The sequence below is a fragment of the Tannerella serpentiformis genome (assembly GCF_003033925.1).
Classification (GTDB): Bacteria; Bacteroidota; Bacteroidia; order Bacteroidales; family Tannerellaceae; genus Tannerella; species Tannerella serpentiformis.
The window spans coordinates 1,634,712-1,653,495 of the sequence record NZ_CP028365.1; the positions used below are offsets into that span (position 1 = coordinate 1,634,712).

Consider the following 18,784-nt stretch of genomic DNA (forward strand, 5'->3'; position numbering starts at 1 on the left):
AAGGAATTGATGCAATGAGTAAGTTACATGTAAAGAAAGGGGATACCGTATACGTAAATACAGGAGAAGATAAAGGAAAGACTGGGCGTATTCTGGAAGTCCTTGTGAAAGAGAATAGAGCGGTTGTAGAGGGTATCAATATTGTAACGAAACATACAAAACCTAATGCGCAAAATCCTCAGGGAGGCCGTGTTACAAAGGAGGCTTCGATTCATATTTCTAATTTGAATTTGTTGGATCCAAAGAGTGGAAAGCCTTCGCGTATTGGTCGTAAAGAGGTGAATGGGAAATTAGTCCGTTATATGAAAAGATCAGGAGAGGAAATAAAGTAATGGGTGCGATTGCTACAGTAAAACAAGATTATAGAGAGAGAATTGTCCCAGCTCTAAAGAAAGAATTTGACTACTCCTCAGTGATGCAGGTTCCTGTACTGAAGAAAATTGTGATCAATCAGGGGCTGGGGATGGCTACGGCTGATAAGAAAATCATTGATGTCGCAATTGATGAGCTATCTCTTATTACGGGCCAAAAAGCTATTGCTACTTATTCGAAGAAAGATATTTCAAACTTCAAACTTCGTAAGAAGATGCCTATTGGTGTGATGGTTACTCTCCGCCATGATAGGATGTATGAATTTTTAGAGCGTTTGATACGTGTTGCTTTACCACGTATCAGGGATTTTAGAGGCATCGAGAGCAAACTTGATGGCAGAGGAAATTACACTTTAGGCATCGAGGAGCAGATTATCTTCCCAGAGATAAATATCGATAATATCACAAAGATATTGGGAATGAATATCACTTTCGTAACTTCTGCGAAGACGGATGAAGAAGGGTTTGCTCTTCTTCGTGAATTTGGGCTGCCTTTTAGAAATATCAAAAAGAATCAAGCGTAATGGCGAAGGAATCAATGAAAGCTCGTGAAATGAAACGGGCAAAATTAGTGGCTAAGTATGCTGCTAAACGTGCGCAGTTGAAGAAAGAAGGGAATTATGAGGCCTTGCAGGCGATCCCTAAAAATGCTTCACCTGTTCGTCTACACAATCGTTGTAAAATAACGGGACGGCCTAAGGGGTATATGCGTCAATTTGGTATCTCGCGTATTCAGTTTCGTGAGATGGCTTCGCATGGATTAATCCCTGGTGTAAAGAAGGCTAGTTGGTAAAAGAGAGTGACAAATATTGTCCAGATTCGCTGGATTAATTTAAACGAGATATGACAGATCCCATTGCAGATTATTTGACTAGATTGCGAAATGCAATAAAAGCTCGGCACCGTGTTGTTGAGGTGCCTGCATCAAACTTGAAAAAAGAAATCACAAAGATTCTTTTTGAGAAAGGCTATATCCTCAATTTCAAATTTATGGATGAAGGGGTACAAGGCACGATTAAAATTGCTTTAAAATATGATGCTGTAAACAAGGTGAATGCGATTAAAAGATTAGATCGCGTTTCTTCTCCTGGTTTACGTCGCTATGTAGGTTATAGAAATATGCCAAGAGTTTTAAATGGTTTGGGCATAGCGATTCTTTCTACTTCTAAGGGAGTGATGACTAACAAGGAAGCCAGCGAACAGAAAATCGGTGGTGAGGTTTTGTGCTACGTTTATTGATAGGAGGAGGTTAGTAATGTCTAGAATTGGGAAATTACCCATAGAGGTTCCAAGTGGTGTAGCCGTTACAATAAAAGATGATCTTGTTACGGTCAAAGGTCCGAAGGGAGAGCTTTCTCAAAGGGTAAACTCGGATATTAAGGTTTCTCTTGAGAATGGAATATTAAAAGTTGAAAGACCTACCGATGCTAAAGAGCATCGAGCACTGCATGGTCTGTATCGTGCTTTAATACATAATATGGTTGTAGGCGTTTCTGAGGGATATAAGAAACAACTTGTATTAGTGGGGGTTGGTTATCGCGTGGCGAATAATGGTCAGATTTTAGATCTGTCCTTAGGTTATACGCACAACATTTATCTTCAATTGCCTCAAGAAGTGAAGGTCGAAACGAAATCTGAACGCAACCAGAGCCCAATGATCATTTTAGAGTCGGCTGATAAACAGTTGCTTGGTCAAATCTGTGCGAAAATTCGATCTTTCCGGATGCCAGAGCCATATAAGGGCAAAGGTATCAAGTTTATGGGTGAAGAGATCCGTAGAAAATCAGGTAAATCTGCAGCGAAGTAAAGCAACGAAAGGAGTAGGTAAAAATGGTAACGAAAGAAGCAAGGCGCTTAAGAATAAAGCAAAGTATACGGAATAAAGTATCCGGGACCTCAGAGTGTCCACGTTTGACTGTCTTCAGAAGTAATAAGCAGATTTATGCGCAAGTGATAGATGATACGACAGGGAAAACATTGGCTGCGGCTTCATCCTTAAAGGTAATTGATGGCGGTCCAAAAAAGGAGATTGCGGCGAAAGTCGGTGAGACCATTGCTAAAAATGCACAAGAGGCAGGAGTGCATGCGGTCGTTTTTGATCGTAATGGATACTTGTATCATGGTAGAGTAAAAGAATTAGCGGATGCTGCTCGGAGAGGCGGTCTTAAATTTTGAAGGAAATGGCAGTAAACAATAGAGTAAAATCGACTAGTGATTTAGATTTGAAGGATCGTTTGGTCGCAATCAATCGTGTAACAAAAGTAACTAAGGGTGGTCGCACGTTTAGTTTTGCAGCGATTGTTGTGGTCGGAAATGAAGACGGCGTAATTGGCTGGGGCTTAGGAAAAGCCAGTGAAGTGACTACAGCTATAGCGAAAGGCACAGAGTCTGCCAAAAAGAATCTTATCAGAATACCCATTCATAAAGGTACGATCCCTCACGAACAAACTGCTAAATTTGGTGGAGCTGAGGTGATTATTAAGCCTGCCACTCATGGTACTGGAGTGAAGGCAGGAGGTGCAATGCGTGCTGTTTTAGAAAGTGTTGGTGTAACAGACGTGTTGGCTAAATCCAAAGGCTCATCAAATCCTCATAATTTAGTAAAGGCTACGATTGCGGCTTTGAATGAATTAAGAAGTCCTGTAATGGTTGCTCAGAATCGTAACGTCTCTATTGAGAAGGTTTTTAAGGGATAAATCGAGAACAGTCAAATGGCAACAATTAAGATAAAACAAGTCAGAAGTAGGATCAAATGCCCCAAAGTACAGAAGAGAACTTTGGATGCCTTGGGATTGAGGAAGCTGAACCGTGTAGTTGAACATGAAGACAGTCCATCGATTCGTGGAATGATAGAGGTTGTGAAGCATTTGGTTTTAGTTGAAGAATAGTAATGAAAGGGATGCTTAAAGATGGCGTCCTATAAAATCATATTGATATGAACTTATCGAACTTAAAACCGGCTTCTGGCTCGGTAAAGACAAGAAAACGTATAGGGCGAGGCCCAGGATCTGGCTTGGGCGGAACCTCTACAAGAGGTCATAAAGGAGCGAAATCTCGTTCTGGCTATAAGCACAAGATCGGCTTTGAGGGTGGACAGATGCCAATACAACGGCGCTTACCTAAGTTTGGTTTCAAGAATATAAATCGCATATCTTATAAGGCTATCAATCTCTCTACTCTACAAGAATTAGCTGAGTCAAAGAACTTGACTCATATTGGCTTGCAAGAATTGAGAAATGCCGGATTTATTTCTGCGTCTCAATTGGTCAAGATTTTGGCGAAGGGAACACTTACTTCCAAGATTGAAGTGGAGGCACATGCTTTTTCTAAGAAAGCAGAAGATGCGATCATCACACTTGGAGGATCTGTTTCCAAATTGGGCGGAAAGTCCGAAAAAGCGGAATAGATTATGAGAGCAGTTGAGACGATTAAAAATATCTGGAAGATAGAAGACCTGCGGAAGCGTATTCTGATTACGCTTCTTCTGGTCCTTATCTATCGTTTCGGAACATATATCGTACTTCCCGGGATAGATCCGAAGGACTTGACTGCGCTTGGGGAACAGACCAGAGGTGGTTTGATGGCTCTATTGGATATGTTTTCCGGAGGAGCCTTTTCAAATGCATCCATCTTTGCATTAGGAATTATGCCATATATCTCGGCCTCCATTGTGATGCAGTTGGCAGCAATTGTGATTCCGTCGTTCCAGAAGATGCAGCGAGAAGGTGAAAGTGGGCGAAGAAAAATCAACCAATGGACACGCTATCTTACCGTGATCGTGTTGATTCTTCAAGGATCGGCCTATTTGGTGAATCTGAATGTACAGCTTCGGAGCGCAGGGGCCAGTATGCCCACCGATTGGTGGTTCAGAATTTCTTCTACTATAATTATGGCCGGAGGAAGCATGTTCGTCCTATGGCTAGGTGAGAGAATTACGGATAAAGGTATCGGCAATGGTATTTCGTTTATCATCTTGATCGGTATTATCGCCCGATTACCCCATTCACTTTTTGAGGAGTTTACTTCGCGTGTGACGGAAAAATCGGGAGGTTTGGTCATGTTCCTGTTTGAGATACTGTTTTTATTGCTTGTGATGGCAGGCGCCATTCTGTTGGTGCAAGGTACACGCAAAGTGGTCGTGCAGTATGCAAAGCGGATTATAGGCAATAAGCAGTACGGTGGCGCACGGCAATATATCCCTCTGAAAGTAAATGCCGCGAATGTGATGCCGATCATCTTTGCTCAGGCGATTATGTTTATTCCGATCTCGCTTGCCGGATTCTCTAATTCCGGAGAGAATAGCTCTTTTATGCGAGCTTTTATGGATAATACAGGCTTTTGGTACAACTTCGTCTTTGCACTGTTGATTATCGCATTCACGTATTTCTATACCGCGATTACGATTAATCCAACGCAGATGGCGGACGATTTGAAACGCAACAATGGTTTTATCCCAGGTATAAAGCCGGGACGAGCTACGAGGGAATATCTTGACGAAATCATGAGCCGGATCACATTCCCCGGGGCTATTTTTTTGGCCATTGTCGCTATCATGCCTGCATTTGCACGGATATTAGGAATCAGTCAGGGTTTCGCTCAATTCTTCGGTGGAACTTCATTGCTGATTTTGGTCGGAGTCGTGCTCGATACGTTACAGCAAATAGAGAGTCATCTGTTGATGCGTCATTATGACGGCTTGTTAAAATCTGGCCGTATTAAAGGAAGGACAGGAGCTATAGCTGCCTACTGATATGATATACATCAAAACGGATGAAGAGATAGAATTGATGCGCGAGGCGAACCAGTTGGTGGGGAAGACGCTCGGTGAATTAGCTAAGCATATCGCACCGGGAGTTACAACCCTGCAACTGGATCGTATCGCCGAAACGTTCATTCGCGATCATGGGGCAGAGCCGGCCTTTTTAGGTTACGGTGGTTTTCCCAATTCGATTTGTGCCTCGGTAAACGAGAATGTGGTACACGGTATACCGTCTGATAAGGTGATCCTGAAAGATGGAGATATTATATCGGTAGACTGTGGAACAAAGCTGAATGGCTTCGTAGGTGATTCAGCTTATACGTTTTGTGTTGGAAACGTTTCGGAACCAGTCAAGGATCTGTTGCGTACAACGAAAGAAGCCCTTTATAAGGGAATCGAACAAGCACAAGTCGGCCGTCGGGTAGGTGATATAAGCCATGCTGTACAGGAATGGTGTGAGAAGAAGAACTATTCGGTGGTTCGCGAATTGGTTGGACACGGTTGCGGGCGAGAGATGCACGAGGATCCGGAGGTGCCGAATTATGGCCGTCGAGGATGTGGACCACTTTTAAAAAGTGGCATGTGCATTTGTATCGAGCCGATGATCAATCAGGGAAGTAAGAACGTCGTCTTTGAGGCTGATGGCTGGACCGTAAGGACAAAAGATCGCAAATGCTCAGCTCATTTTGAGCATTGCATTGCGATACGTCCTGAGGGCCCGCTTATTCTATCATCATTCGAGTATTTAGAAGCAGTAGTAGGTAAAGAGATATAAGCGAGCATATGGCTAAGCAAGCAGCAATAGAGCAGGACGGCGTCATCGTGGAAGCATTATCGAATGCCATGTTCCGCGTCGAGCTGGAGAATGGGCATGAGATCACGGCGCATATATCGGGGAAGATGCGAATGCATTACATCAAGATTCTACCCGGTGATAAGGTGCGTGTGGAAATGTCTCCCTATGATTTATCGAAAGGTCGGATATCATTCCGATACAAGTGAATAAGAAGCTGTTTGGTGATTATTTCGGAGGATGTTTCCGGGTTGTTTTGTTTTCATCATCTCTCCACGGGCACAGCGAGCCTATGTGAGGATTGATGATAAAGCAAGGTTTGAAAACAGACTTGGAGCCTCGAAATAGAAAGAGTCGAATCGTCCGCCCCCAAACAGCTCCTTGAAAACAATCATCCAATAGATTTCAGAACAGCTTCTAAAATAAAAACGAGATAGAACGATGAAAGTAAGAACCTCTTTGAAGAAACGGACTCCGGATTGCAAGATCGTGCGTCGTCAAGGGCGTCTGTATTTGATTAATAAGAAGAACCCGAAATTTAAGGTTCGGCAGGGTTGAAAGACCTGTATGTGTGCGTAAAACGAGAAGTGAACAAATTACTAATAAACGAATATGGCGATAAGAATAGTAGGTGTGGACTTACCACAAGACAAGAGAGGGGAAATCGCATTGACCTATATTTTCGGTATCGGTCGGAGTGCGTCCAACTCGATTTTAGCGAAAGCTGGCGTTGATAAGAATATCAAGGTCAAGGACTGGACCGATGATCAGGCGGCGAAGATCCGCGAGGTGATCGGTGAAGGATATAAGGTCGAAGGTGACCTGCGCTCAGAGGTGCAGTTAAATATCAAGCGTCTGATGGATATCGGTTGCTATCGCGGAGTACGTCACCGCATCGGCCTTCCGGTCAGAGGCCAGAGCACGAAAAACAATGCTCGCACGCGCAAGGGCAAGAAGAAGACGGTTGCAAACAAGAAGAAAGCCACAAAATAATCAGCAGTAGAAATGGCAAAGAAAGTAGTCGCAGCAAAGAAGCGGAAAGTCAAAGTGGAAGCCGTTGGGGAAGCCCATATCCACTCATCGTTCAACAATATCATCGTGTCGCTGACCAACAGTGATGGTCAGGTTATCAGCTGGTCGTCAGCCGGTAAAATGGGCTTCCGCAGCTCCAAAAAGAACACACCGTATGCCGCACAGATGGCGGCGCAAGATTGTGCAAAGGTGGCCTATGACTTGGGCCTACGTAAGGTGAAAGTGTATATCAAAGGTCCGGGTAATGGCCGTGAGTCAGCTATTCGTACGATCCACGGTGCAGGCATCGAAGTAGCGGAGATTATCGACGTGACTCCGCTGCCACATAATGGTTGCCGTCCGCCTAAAAGAAGGAAAGTATAACAGACAGAGAGATCAGAATGGCAGCACACGGACGTGTGAGAATCTGCTTTCGGAAAGGGGGCGTGATAGATTGCACTATTCACAACCCTCTCTGCAATCGCGGCTGAACAGTTCCCCCCCTCCGGAATCGCCTCACCACGGCGCTGCTAATTCAATAAACAAAGAAGAAAATGGCAAGATATACAGGACCCAAAACAAAGATCGCTCGCAAATTTGGCGAGCCTATATTCGGCGCTGACAAGACCCTGTCGAAGAAGAATTATCCTCCCGGACAGCACGGTAACAACCGCAGACGCAAGACCTCAGAATACGGCATTCAGCTGCGCGAGAAGCAGAAAGCAAAATACACCTACGGCGTGCTCGAGCGCCAGTTCCGCAACCTCTTTGAGAAGGCGGCGCGCTCACGTGGTATCACCGGTGAGGTGTTACTGCAACTGCTGGAGTGCCGTTTGGACAACATCGTGTTCCGCCTCGGACTGGCCAAGACGCGTGCCGCTGCCCGTCAGTTGGTGCTGCATCGCCACGTTGTCGTAGACGGTAAGGTGGTCAACATTCCCTCCTACAGCGTAAAACCGGGTCAGATCGTTAGCGTACGCGAGAAATCGAAGTCGCTCGAGGTGATCGGCGACGCACTCTCGGGATACAATCACGGCAAATATTTGTGGATCGAGTGGGATCAAAGCGTGATGGGCGGCAAGCTGCTTCATTTACCTGCCCGCGAGGATATCCCCGAAAACATCAAGGAACAGTCGATCGTCGAGTTGTACTCTAAATAATGATCTCATGGCGATATTAGCATTTCAAAAACCGGATAAAGTATTGATGCTGGAGGCGAGCAGCACCTTCGGGAAGTTTGAGTTTCGTCCTTTGGAGCCGGGCTACGGTATCACGATCGGTAATGCGTTACGCCGTATTCTTTTATCCTCACTGGAGGGCTATGCCTTCTCGTCGGTGAAGATCGAAGGAGTGGATCATGAGTTTGCTACGATTCCGGGGGTGATGGAAGACATGACGAACATCATCCTTAACCTCAAGCAGGTCCGCTTCAAATGCCTCGGAGCTCCTCTTAGCGAAGAGGATGACGAGGAGGAAGAAGCGGAAACCGAAGAGGTAGAAGCTGAAAAGGCACCGGAAGAAAAAGAAGAAAAGAAGACAGAAGGCGACGACGAAGGAGAAGAGGCCGAAGAAGCTGGAGAAGACGAAGTCGTCGAAGAGGAAGACGAGCCGGAAGCCCTGCCGAAAGTTTGGATCAACGTATCCGATACGGACGTGCTGAAGGCCGGTGCACTGCAACCGGCAGGCTTTGAGGTGCTCAATCCCGAAATGGAGATCTGTCACCTTGCCCCGGGCACTTCTTTCCAGATGGAACTCACGCTCAGCAAAGGCCGTGGCTATGTGCCGGCCGATGAGAATAGAGATCCATCCAATTCGGATGTGCAAGTGATCGCCATCGACTCGATTTTCACCCCGATTCGCAACGTAAAGTACACGGTCGAGAATTTCCGTGTCGAGCAGAAGACGGACTATGAAAAGCTCGTCCTCGAGATCGAAACGGACGGCTCCATCCATCCTAAGGACGCCTTGCGAGAGGCCGCCAAGATTTTGATCCATCACTTCATGCTCTTCTCTGACGACCGCATCGCGGTGGAGACACCCGAGCAGCCGGGAGTCGGTGGAACGGACGAAGAGTTCGACGAAGAGCTGGCCCGCATGCGTCAGCTGCTCAAGACGAAGCTGACCGACATGAACCTCTCTGTGCGGGCGCTCAACTGCCTGAAGTCGGCCAACGTAGAGACGGTCGGCGAGCTGGTGCAGTACAACAAGAGCGACCTCCTGAAGTTCCGCAACTTCGGAAAGAAGTCGCTCACCGAGCTTGACGAACTGTTGGATAGCCTCGAGCTGTCGTTCGGGATGGACATTACAAAGTATAAATTAGATAAGGACTAAACACGATGAGACATAACAAGAAAGTAAATCATTTGGGGCGTACCAAGGCGCATCGCGAGGCGATGCTGGCGAACATGGCCTCGTCGCTGATCAAGCACAAGCGCATCTTCACGACCACAGCCAAGGCCAAGTCGCTGAGGAAATACATCGAGCCGCTGATCACCAAGTCGAAGGACACGTCGGTGCATTCGCAGCGTATCGTCTTTTCTTCGTTGCAGGACAAGTATGCCGTGAAGGAGCTCTTCACCGAAATCTCGTCCAAGGTCATGGATCGGCCGGGAGGATACACCCGCATCATCAAGACCGGGCTGCGCGAAGGCGATAATGCCGCCATGTGCTTCATCGAGCTGGTGGACTATAACGAGAACATGCTCAAGACCGCCAAGACGCGTAAGCAGTCGACAAGGACACGTCGCTCGCGCAAGAAGTCGGCCGTTGATGCCACCGTCGAGGCCGAGACCACCGAGGGCGCAGCCGAGTAACTCCCCCCCTCGATGAATGATAATAGCTAATAGACCATCTGCCCGCCTTCATCGTTAGAGACGGACAGAAGCAATAAGGCCGGGGCCAACATTCCTGAAACAATGGAGTGGGCTCCGGCCTTCGTTATGTCCGGGGGGGGAGAGACTATAGCCCGCTTTCCCTCTTTAATGCGTTCAGCTCTTTGATCGAAATGCTTGCGCGGTCAGATTTGTCATAGATATAGAGCAAACCGACCTCAGCCTCGTCGGTAGAGAATAGGATGGTAAGTGTGATGACACGTGCGCCACCACGCTTACCCGAGGATTTCGACTTAATAGCAAGTCGCACCTTCCGAAATCCATTGCCAAGATCAGCACCCAGCATTGGGTTGGCTTTCAATTCAGCGATCAGTCGAATGAGGTCATGTCTCAATGATTTGTAGCGTTTGAGAAGTCGTTTTGATGCTCGTTCGAAAGGCTGAAGGATGATAACCTTACAATTCACTAAGAAACTCCTCCACCGGACGACCTTTGACTTTTCCCTCCCGTGCCGCTTTAGCTACGAGGAATGCCTCTTTCAATTCAGCCATGATCTCCTCTTTGGTCATCGGCCTGTAATCGTCGTCCTCAGGCGCATGTGCGGTGATAAAATCCTTTATCTGCGTAAGGATGTTCGCATCCTCAATGTTGAGCACACGACGGATGATGTCGTTCTGCTCCGTCTGTAAATTAACTGTTGCCATAATGATTCGATGTGATGATTAGTAGCCGCAAAGATCCGTGAATGGGGGCGATGTCAGTCCATTCCTTGGGCGGTATTTTTCTGCTTTTGTGTCCTGCCTCTCCTGCCGGTAGGGTAGGGGCGTATTGCATACGCCCCACATGTACCCGGTCTCCTGATCATACGCCCTTTGCGAGGTGTTCTATGGGGCGTATGCAATACGCCCCTACCTCCACCCCCGTGTCAGCGTGCGTCGGCTAACTGCTTGGCTATGGTGTGCAGACCGGCCACAATGCGCTCGCGTTGTCGGGCTCTGGGGGTACGATTGCCATTGATGTAGTGCGAAAGTTGTCGGGCGTTGATCCCTGTGGCGCGACTCATAGCGCTCAGTGTGACCACGTCGCCGTAGTACTTGAGCAGGGCGCCAGCGGTGAGCTCGAAACCGAGCGTAAACTCCCGGGCGGTAATCCATCCGGGCAGTTCACCCTCGTCCACCCCTTCGAGATGAAAGTCCAAGGCCGAGGCATAAGCCTCTTTGACCTCGTTCAATGTCTTGCCGGTAGCCACACAGCCCGCCACCTCCGGAGCCGATGCGCCGAAGTTGTCGCCCGTCCATTCCACAATTACGGTCAGTTTCTTATTCATATCTCATTGTTCTCCTTTCTTTATGTCGAGGCATTCTCAGCGCTAATCAACGCCATCCCGCCTGTTTGCTGATGCTGTTTATCATGAATTGGCTCTGCGTTTCGCTCATCTTTCCGTTTATCGTCACGGTGCCCCTTTTCGTCGGATGCTTGAACTGTCGGTGCGACCCTCGTTGCCTAGCCAGATACCATCCATCAGCCTTCAGCCGAGAGATGATTTCGGACGTTTTCATTCTATCCATTGCCGCTTATTCCCTTCGTGCATTGTCCTCTTTTCAGAGGCAAAGATAGCTCGTCGCGCCTCCGTCGCCATATATATAAATGTGTCCCCGCCCTCCCGAATGATCATTAAAAGCGGGCGGTTGGTCATTCATCGGACAGGCAGCGCCCCCAAGTAAACAGGAAAGTTTTCATTCCACGCGAGGTTTTTACCTTTGCGCCCATCAGGTTCTGATCAACAGGGGGATCCTCAAATGTACATCGCCACTACACATCGCCACACGCACGCCAACCATCGTTGTTACAACGATCTGCACGCGCCGAGCACAGCCCGACGTCACTGCCTCGTTGCGCCTTGTGTGGCCCCGCATCGCCCCCTCCGATCTGTTAAAAGAGACACTTCATGTGGTCTTATCGCCTCGCCCCTCGCTGGGACAGATTTCGCCATGCATCCTCACGGCTCGCTTTTCGAAAGTGTTTGCAGCGTTCCTGCAAAGTCCAAAAAGTTTTTTGTGGCGTTTGCAGCGTTCCTGCAAAGGCCAAAAAGTTTTTCGAGGCGTTTGCAGCATTCCTGCAAAGGCCAAAAAGTTTTTCGGGGCGTTTGCAGCATTCCTGCAAAGGCCAAAAAGTTTTTCGAGGCGTTTGCAGCATTCCTGCAAAGGCCAAAAAGTTTCTCGAGGCGTTTGCAGCATTCCTGCAAAGGCCAAAAAGTTTTTCGAGGTGCTTGCAGCATTCCTGCAAAGGCCAAAAAGTTTTTCGAGGTGCTTGCAGCGTTTCTGCAAGCACCCAAGTATTTGCTTTTATCCCAGCGAATGACATGACTCAATTAGCTATATCCACCTTTTAATCAGTATTTATATGCCCGAATCAGAGCAAAAAGTGCCCGTAGGCACACCCACAGCTAAAGAAATAGCCGGAATCGATTTAATCCGTATGAATAACGGTGCGCATTTCGGCTTTATCCAAACCGTCTGCGAACGCATCGAGAAGGAGACAACCATCACGGCCAACCCTATCGCCAAGGCAGCCGCCGACGGTCTCAAAGCCGCCCTCAAGGAAGAAGACGCCTGGCTGGCCGTCTCCCGCAAGAGCGACCTGACGGAGGAGATCATGGCCGCCGACAGCGAGCGCGATGCCCTCTACATGGGCTATCGCTCGGCCGTCAAAGGCTTCACCCGATCCTCCACGCCGGAGAAGGCCAAAGCCGCCACGACGCTCTGGAACAACCTCACCGCTCACCGCATCAACTCCAACATGCAGCTCGAGCGCGAGACCTTCCTCATCGTCAACCTCACCGACGACTGCGAAAAGAAGTACGCCACCGAGGTGCAGAAGCTTGGCCTGAAGCCCTACGTCGAGTCGCTCAAGGCCGCCAACGAGAAAGTCAAGCAGCTCCTTGACGACCGCAACAACAGCCGCGTCAGCCAGACCGCCGGCGCCCTCCGCACGGCTCGCCGCGCCTCCGATGCCGCCTACCTCTGGCTCGCCCGCGTGGTCAACTCCCTCGTCGTGCTCGACAACGGCACCGCCAAGTGTGACGCCTTCATCGACTACATGAACGTCGTCATCAAGCGCTACAAAGAGCAAGTCCTCACCTCCAAAAAGCATACGGACGACACGCCCGACAAGCCTAAGGAGCCCAAGAAACCCGCCGATCCGAAGGAACCGAAAGATCCCAAGAAGCCGGCCGATCCGAAGGATCCGAAAAAGCCCGACGCTCCCAAACAACCGGACGAGAAGCCAAAGCCCGGTGGCGGCGACAGTGGCAACCCCGACATCACGCTTCCGGAGGAATGATCTGGCCGAAGAGAATTAGCATAGAATAAATCATCGTGCCCCCCCTCATCGGGGGGCACAAATACTCATCTTATTAAATACATATCGATATGAAAAAGAAACGACTTCGATTAGTAACGACCATCGCCCTGCTGGCAGCCCTTGCAGGCGGCAGCGGCGGCGTAGCGTGGGGGCAAGCCTACAAGAATAGGTATGTCACCAGCAACGGCCGGGTGGAGCTAAGGCGAGCCAGTCAGCCAGGTACCATTAAGCAGATTGATAATGCTGGTGATGCGAATAATGAATTTGGCGCCGGAGAATCTGTGACGATTAAACGCAATGGGTCGAATGAAATAATCGCTTGGCCTGCGACGAACAACGTTGTTTTGGCTTCTCCCATTACGGACATTCAATTGGGTAGCGATAAGAGTAAGAACATCGTGGTTCATTCGTATGGTGGAAATGGTTATGGTATCGGTTGGGTGTCTGTGGCACGAACCATTACAAATGGTTGTGGTACAAATCATAATGCCGGAGATGCGGCACCCATAGACCGCTCTCGCTTGGTGGCCGCAAATAATGGTCCCAGAGGTTTTGAAAAATTCGAGCCTGGATATTTCCAAGCATGGCAAACTTCCGGTGTCGGTGGTAGTAATTATAGTGGGAATTATACTGGAACTATAGAGAACCGGAATGCTCCGGGTGCTGCATTTGGAGGGACCCTTGGAAGTCCAATCATCTATTCGTTCAACTACTTCAATATGTATAGTTTCACGATAAAGGATGCCAATGGCAACTGCCAAAACCCGTGGAATGCATTGACAGGAAGAGCACCTTATTTTGGATGGGATGGGTGTTCTTTTTCCGCATCAAGCGGCAATATTGCTCCATGCGGCTATGCTCTTTTTGATATGAAGATAAACAGTGGCCCCTCAGCAAATGGTTCAGTTAATTTTGCTGTAGCTCATCATTATGGAGTATTAGCTACTTTGGATGCAAATGCCATCGGTCCGGGATCGGTGTATACAACATCCATAGAGAGGACAATAGATCATATTCCAGAACCCACTTTCCCCAACCTCAAATATCCGGTCGGTGTGGACGATGGTGTGAACTTGTTGCAGTTCAACGGAAGCTCACTTCACGATGCTGCTGCTCTGCAAGCACAATACACTACACATCCTCCCAAAGAATCAGGAAGCGCCCTTGCGCCACTTGACAACTATAAACGCCCTACTACCGTAGCCATAGAAGGATCCGGTAATGTGGTCAGCAATATCTTCTTTGAAGGCATTGAATGGTGGTATAAGAAGAATACGGTGCGTGCACAGTATGATAACAGTATTTCTTACGGTACTCAAACATGCTGTTCCGGTACGATGAATGCTTATGGCTTCAGTGTAGCTTGGGCCGAAGAGATTAAAAAAGGGCAGAATCATTTGGATGCAGCTGTGGAGTTGTTGAAGGGTGCACGTGTTTGTGTGAACGGCAATGTGCTGGACAAAACCGGGAACATTACTAACACACCAGAGATAACAACGGGTGCGAATGCACAAACTGACGCCGTTATTGTTGTGCCATACTATAATCGTTTTACGATGCGCACAAAAGGCAACTTCCAGGCTAACATGGTGCATTTGAATATGGACTCTGTAGATACAAGGAATGTACTTTATGGACAGGCCCATTTCCCGATCGCTAACAACGATAACATCCTGTTGAAATCAACCGCAGGCGATTTCCAGGATTTTGCGGGTCTGCCCAACATGTTTGTGTATCCGAATTATACCGTTCCGTTCCATAACTACAACGCTGTTACGGCCTCGAAAAAGCCATACAACCGAACCGAAGGTGCGGTGTTTGGTATATATGGGGATTATTTGTTCGTGAACAAAATGGCAGATATTCATACGGACACGACAACGACTTACAACAACCATAACATGGGTGTAATCGAAGTCGGCCCCCGTACTGCTAACAAGAGCCATTTCCATGTCTATGGCAACGGTATGCTGAAAAACTATGAGAGCTGCAATGGCCCTTCTGCCAACTTCGCTATGCAGTTCGGTGATCAAAGAGGAACGATCCACTACGGCGGTACACCGGCGTTCAAGATCAATACTAACGACACGCTATATATTGTCAACTTCGGTAACAACGGAACGAATACTTGTGCGGCCAAACTGCAATTCCATACGACTTCAGTGGATTCAATTGCTGAGGCATTTAGTGGAACCGGAAAAGGAGCTTTGCAGATTCAGGCGCTGAACAACGTAGAGTTTAATGCCGATGGTACTACATGGAATAATACGACCAACGGTAATAACATCTATGTACTGTCTGATGCTGGTAATATCGTTTCTCAGAAGTTGACGATCAACAGTGATAATTCCGGTACGGATCCGGGGCATGGTCTGATCAACTTTATGGCAGCGGGCAAGACCGACGTCATCGGTGCATGCTTACCGGGTACTCGCAATAAGGACAACGGAAATATCTACCTCAACGATGAATTCAAGATTGAGCGTGCGCAGACGGCTTCTACGCAGACGAACTTTATCGCTCGGAATAATATCCGTACGGCGAAGTTCACCTCGACGCACCTCAACGAGGATACGACGAACATCATTTCTCGCGACGGCGACATCTATCTCGGATACAGCGCAGGATCGAGCGTATATAATTCATCAGACGCTTATGGCGCTTCTTCCACCACCGGAGACGCGAATGATTTCAAGTACGACGCCAATGCTTCGACAAAGGATGGCCAGCTGAACATCATGGCCGGTTGGGATGACTCTAAACCGGTTATGACTGGTACGGAAGGCATGGAAGGTGGTAATGTTTACTTCACGCGCATCATCACAGACTTAAAAGATGCCCAGAAGCATAACACGACGATCGCCATCCCCTATTCGAGCGAATATATCTGCGATGTGAGAGAAGACTTGTACAAGCGTTCCGGCGAATCAATGGTGAAGTATGAGCACTCAGGTATCATCGGTGGCCTCGGTCGTTGTGGTGAAGAAACTACAGCCGGCTGGGCTAAATACGCTGGCGCACTGGATAACCCGGGAACCCTTGCTGCACTCAATAGCATGGCTGTGAACGATCGTTCGTTAAAGTACAAAGGCAATGAAGGGAACTTGATTCTTGATGCCGGCAAGCGTGGTAACATCATTCTGAACAAGGGAGCTCAGATCGAATTCCAAGATAAGACGGGTAACGCCACCTTCCGTACGCGTGCAGGTGATATTGATATGCGCGATGTCTTTGACGCTGAAAAGATGAAGGGTAGCTTGCTCTTCTTGGCTCAGCTGGAGAACTTCAGCAAGCTCTCGGAGATTGGCGTCTGCGGTTGCGATGAGATGCGTAACAACGTCTATCTGCAAGACTTTGAATACAAAGCCACGGGCAATAGTGGTAGCGTATTCATAGGTGCAGACAACAATATCAAGTTGAACTACGGCGGTTTGACGAACATTGGTACGCGTCAGGATCCGTTCCTGAGCACCGACTACAAAGAAGATCCATTAACACATGCTCCACTGAAAGTTGGTCGTGGTTATAAAGGAAAAGATAATGGTTGTGGAACGAACTATCACTGCGACTTGAATGGTGATGAGAATAAGGCACGCCTCCTGTTGCTGAACTTTAGTGGTACGGTCACCTCTGGCGGTTTCGCAGCCGTAGCTTCGGATATGATTGATGTCTATACGGATCTGAAATATAAAGGTGGTAACGGTTCAGGTCTGAGCACGGTGCCGGAAACCGGTACGCTCCACGGTGAGAATGTGGCTGGTTACGGTCTCTTTATGAAGACGCAGGGTAACAAGCACAACTGGACGGACAACATCCTCCTGCAAGCACCGAAGTGCCCCACGACGTGCTCCCCGACGGGGTGTGGTACGCCTGGCCGTCCGGCTACGGGCTTCTTGCATAACACGGTGCGCATGACCTTCCACAGCGACGCACGCTTCTACGCCGAAAACCAGCACGTACACCTCGAGTCTCCGGTGATCGAGACCTTCGGTGTACTGGAATTGAATGCCGAGGATAACGCCGGCGCCAAGGCGATGATTACGATCAAGACGGACTCGCTGATCTGCCACGATAGCTTGATCCGTAAGGGTAAGGGCAAGGTGCAGCTGACGACATGGAGCGGCCTACCGAAGGACCAGCCGATCATCAAGCTCGGTTACAGCCGTAAGGCCGCGCCCTTCATGGAATACGCTTACGACGATGGTGGAACGCAGAAGATCTGCCGCGAGTGCGTCTCACACTATAAAGGCAAAGTGTATCCTCCGGGCGAAACGCCGCTCGATACGATGTTCGTCAAGTTTGGCCCCGACACCGAGTGGGAGCGTCAGAACGTGATGGTGGTTGATCATACCGTGATCTCCTTCCTCACCGACTCGTTCGACCATGTGAAGGGTGGCGATGTATTAAACGCCCGCTACTTCGTAGACACGACTAAGATCCGCAACCAGGTAGAGTTCTGGACCGACGCCAAGCATGAGCGTGACGGTCACCTCGAACTGATCTCTGAGGAGCAAATGGGCTCGAAGGATTACGCTGGTCTCTACACACGTCACTTGCACTTGGAGCCGATCGGCGCTTGCGGTCGCCCGACGAGTGAGCTGTGGCTCCCGGGTCTTGCACTCGACGTGATCACGACGTCAACGTTTGGTGGTTTCGGTATCCAGTACACCGACGTGCACGTAGAGAACGGTGCGAACCTGAATCCGGGCTTCACCTCGCTGCGCCTCCGCGGACAGTGCTACGAGCAGGCTTGCGGTACGCTGACGATGAAGGATCTCCGTCTCGACGGAGGCTCTGAGCTCCACTTCTCTGTCGGTACGACGAAGGGCTTGAATGGTGAATACAGCGACGCGATCGATGTAGACCGTCTGACGACCTACGGCCCGGTGAACGTGAACATCGAGATCCGTCCGTGCGAGAAGATGCAGAAACGTTGCTATCCGATCATGTACTACAAGTCGGTGACGCCGAACAGCCTCAACAACCTGAAGCTGAACCCGCGTAAGGTGAAGATCGACGGCGAGGAGTATCCGCTGTCGCTGAACGTATCGACCGACGGCATTGTCTACGTCTGCGTAGGCGACGCAGTAACGCCTGGCTTGACGCATACGGTAACGATGCCGGAGACGGCTGGCGTGAAGACGACCCCGAGCAAGGGTATCTATCCGCTGCCGACGCGCACCAGCTTCCGCTTCAGCGCTACTTACTCGGGTGCGAAGCCACTCGTAGTTCGCACGAACCGCAAGGTCAACGGCCAGCAGGAAGTGCTGAACGGCGTGAAGAATGCGAACGGCGAATACGAGTACATCGTGCCGAGCGTACAGCAAGAAGTGACGCTGACCTTCGGTCCGGATGTGGTTGCGAACGAGCTGCTGACGGCTGGAACGGCCGTTTGGTCACACGGTGAGAAGATCTACATCCGTGTAGAGCGTGCAGACATTGCCAGCATCTATTCCGTAGCTGGCCAGTTAGTGAAGCGCGTTGACCTTCCCGAAGGCGACACGTCGATCCCGATGAGTCGCGGTGCGTACGTGATCACCTTGAAGGATGGTTCCGTTCATAAGGTGATTGTGAAGTAACGATCCCGTTCCTATCGTATGGGTGGGCCCCGGTGTCCGCCCATACATCAAAGAAGAATCCCCGGCATAGCTGATGA

The 18,784-nt window shown here is 49.0% G+C and carries 25 protein-coding genes; 20 read left to right on the forward strand and 5 right to left on the reverse strand.

All coding sequences use genetic code 11. From position 1 onward, the window contains the following. Positions 1-14: 14 nt before the first annotated feature. The 18 genes from rplX to rplQ all read left to right on the forward strand — a co-directional run bounded on the left by rplX (position 15) and on the right by rplQ (position 9,747). Positions 15-332 (forward strand): 50S ribosomal protein L24, encoded by a 318-nt coding sequence (gene rplX, locus C7123_RS06780; protein ID WP_069176455.1) that lies wholly within the window; start codon positions 15-17, stop codon positions 330-332. Continuing rightward, entirely contained in the window at positions 332-895 is a 564-nt protein-coding gene (rplE, locus tag C7123_RS06785) for a 50S ribosomal protein L5 (protein WP_069176229.1), read from the forward strand. Before rplX ends, rplE begins: the two co-directional genes overlap by 1 nt. Continuing rightward, positions 895-1,164 carry a 30S ribosomal protein S14 gene (rpsN, locus tag C7123_RS06790; protein ID WP_037982166.1) on the forward strand — a complete coding sequence of 90 codons (270 nt, stop codon included), beginning with the start codon at positions 895-897 and terminating at the stop codon, positions 1,162-1,164. Before rplE ends, rpsN begins: the two co-directional genes overlap by 1 nt. Before the next feature lie 50 nt (positions 1,165-1,214). After that, positions 1,215-1,610 carry a 30S ribosomal protein S8 gene (rpsH, locus tag C7123_RS06795; RefSeq protein WP_037982167.1) on the forward strand — a complete coding sequence of 132 codons (396 nt, stop codon included), beginning with the start codon at positions 1,215-1,217 and terminating at the stop codon, positions 1,608-1,610. 16 nt (positions 1,611-1,626) lie between these two features. After that, positions 1,627-2,178, forward strand: coding sequence for a 50S ribosomal protein L6 (gene rplF / locus C7123_RS06800; protein ID WP_037982168.1), 552 nt, complete (start codon positions 1,627-1,629; stop codon positions 2,176-2,178). Positions 2,179-2,201: 23 nt separating this feature from the next. Next, positions 2,202-2,546 (forward strand): 50S ribosomal protein L18, encoded by a 345-nt coding sequence (gene rplR / locus C7123_RS06805; RefSeq protein ID WP_037986394.1) that lies wholly within the window; start codon positions 2,202-2,204, stop codon positions 2,544-2,546. Between the two features lie 5 nt (positions 2,547-2,551). Next, positions 2,552-3,067: a 30S ribosomal protein S5 gene (gene rpsE, locus C7123_RS06810; protein ID WP_069176456.1), complete on the forward strand. Its 516-nt coding sequence runs from the start codon at positions 2,552-2,554 to the stop codon at positions 3,065-3,067. 15 nt (positions 3,068-3,082) lie between these two features. After that, positions 3,083-3,259 carry a 50S ribosomal protein L30 gene (rpmD, locus tag C7123_RS06815; protein WP_037986392.1) on the forward strand — a complete coding sequence of 59 codons (177 nt, stop codon included), beginning with the start codon at positions 3,083-3,085 and terminating at the stop codon, positions 3,257-3,259. Positions 3,260-3,306: 47 nt separating this feature from the next. Further along, entirely contained in the window at positions 3,307-3,777 is a 471-nt protein-coding gene (gene rplO / locus C7123_RS06820; protein ID WP_037982171.1) for a 50S ribosomal protein L15, read from the forward strand. A 3-nt stretch (positions 3,778-3,780) separates the two neighbouring features. Continuing rightward, complete coding sequence (secY, locus tag C7123_RS06825) at positions 3,781-5,121, forward strand: preprotein translocase subunit SecY (RefSeq protein WP_037982173.1); 1,341 nt, start codon at positions 3,781-3,783, stop codon at positions 5,119-5,121. Position 5,122: 1 nt separating this feature from the next. Further along, positions 5,123-5,905, forward strand: coding sequence for a type I methionyl aminopeptidase (gene map / locus C7123_RS06830; RefSeq protein ID WP_038010820.1), 783 nt, complete (start codon positions 5,123-5,125; stop codon positions 5,903-5,905). Positions 5,906-5,913: 8 nt separating this feature from the next. Beyond that, positions 5,914-6,132: a translation initiation factor IF-1 gene (gene infA, locus C7123_RS06835; protein ID WP_014224918.1), complete on the forward strand. Its 219-nt coding sequence runs from the start codon at positions 5,914-5,916 to the stop codon at positions 6,130-6,132. 232 nt (positions 6,133-6,364) lie between these two features. Further along, positions 6,365-6,481: a type B 50S ribosomal protein L36 gene (gene ykgO, locus C7123_RS06840; protein ID WP_083206999.1), complete on the forward strand. Its 117-nt coding sequence runs from the start codon at positions 6,365-6,367 to the stop codon at positions 6,479-6,481. 54 nt (positions 6,482-6,535) lie between these two features. Next, the gene (rpsM, locus tag C7123_RS06845) at positions 6,536-6,916 is read left to right on the forward strand and encodes a 30S ribosomal protein S13 (RefSeq protein ID WP_037982177.1); all 381 of its coding nucleotides are present in this window, start codon (positions 6,536-6,538) and stop codon (positions 6,914-6,916) included. Between the two features lie 12 nt (positions 6,917-6,928). Continuing rightward, positions 6,929-7,318, forward strand: a complete 390-nt coding sequence (gene rpsK, locus C7123_RS06850) for a 30S ribosomal protein S11 (RefSeq protein ID WP_037982180.1) — start codon at positions 6,929-6,931, stop codon at positions 7,316-7,318. A 170-nt stretch (positions 7,319-7,488) separates the two neighbouring features. Continuing rightward, positions 7,489-8,094 (forward strand): 30S ribosomal protein S4, encoded by a 606-nt coding sequence (rpsD, locus tag C7123_RS06855; protein WP_037982183.1) that lies wholly within the window; start codon positions 7,489-7,491, stop codon positions 8,092-8,094. Positions 8,095-8,101: 7 nt separating this feature from the next. Then, positions 8,102-9,265, forward strand: a complete 1,164-nt coding sequence (gene rpoA / locus C7123_RS06860; RefSeq protein ID WP_037982185.1) for a DNA-directed RNA polymerase subunit alpha — start codon at positions 8,102-8,104, stop codon at positions 9,263-9,265. A 5-nt stretch (positions 9,266-9,270) separates the two neighbouring features. Then, the gene (gene rplQ, locus C7123_RS06865; protein ID WP_069176230.1) at positions 9,271-9,747 is read left to right on the forward strand and encodes a 50S ribosomal protein L17; all 477 of its coding nucleotides are present in this window, start codon (positions 9,271-9,273) and stop codon (positions 9,745-9,747) included. 145 nt (positions 9,748-9,892) lie between these two features. Here the strand turns inward: rplQ and C7123_RS06870 are convergent, their stop codons facing one another. The 5 genes from C7123_RS06870 to C7123_RS12905 all read right to left on the reverse strand — a co-directional run bounded on the left by C7123_RS06870 (position 9,893) and on the right by C7123_RS12905 (position 12,136). Beyond that, a complete protein-coding gene (locus C7123_RS06870) occupies positions 9,893-10,231 on the reverse strand; it encodes a type II toxin-antitoxin system RelE/ParE family toxin (protein WP_069176231.1) in 339 nt (112 codons plus the stop codon). Continuing rightward, positions 10,221-10,469 carry a PI-PLC domain-containing protein gene (locus C7123_RS06875; RefSeq protein ID WP_037982191.1) on the reverse strand — a complete coding sequence of 83 codons (249 nt, stop codon included), beginning with the start codon at positions 10,467-10,469 and terminating at the stop codon, positions 10,221-10,223. Before C7123_RS06875 ends, C7123_RS06870 begins: the two co-directional genes overlap by 11 nt. Before the next feature lie 221 nt (positions 10,470-10,690). Then, positions 10,691-11,092, reverse strand: a complete 402-nt coding sequence (locus C7123_RS06880) for a type II toxin-antitoxin system HicB family antitoxin (RefSeq protein ID WP_069176232.1) — start codon at positions 11,090-11,092, stop codon at positions 10,691-10,693. 46 nt (positions 11,093-11,138) lie between these two features. After that, positions 11,139-11,333, reverse strand: a complete 195-nt coding sequence (locus C7123_RS06885; RefSeq protein WP_037982193.1) for a type II toxin-antitoxin system HicA family toxin — start codon at positions 11,331-11,333, stop codon at positions 11,139-11,141. Between the two features lie 431 nt (positions 11,334-11,764). After that, positions 11,765-12,136, reverse strand: a complete 372-nt coding sequence (locus tag C7123_RS12905; RefSeq protein WP_159049859.1) for a hypothetical protein — start codon at positions 12,134-12,136, stop codon at positions 11,765-11,767. Positions 12,137-12,168: 32 nt separating this feature from the next. Between C7123_RS12905 and C7123_RS06895 the strand changes: the two genes are divergently transcribed. Further along, a complete protein-coding gene (locus C7123_RS06895; protein ID WP_069176234.1) occupies positions 12,169-13,107 on the forward strand; it encodes a DUF6261 family protein in 939 nt (312 codons plus the stop codon). Positions 13,108-14,981: 1,874 nt separating this feature from the next. Next, positions 14,982-18,707, forward strand: coding sequence for a hypothetical protein (locus C7123_RS06900; RefSeq protein WP_159049860.1), 3,726 nt, complete (start codon positions 14,982-14,984; stop codon positions 18,705-18,707). Positions 18,708-18,784: the final 77 nt, after the last annotated feature.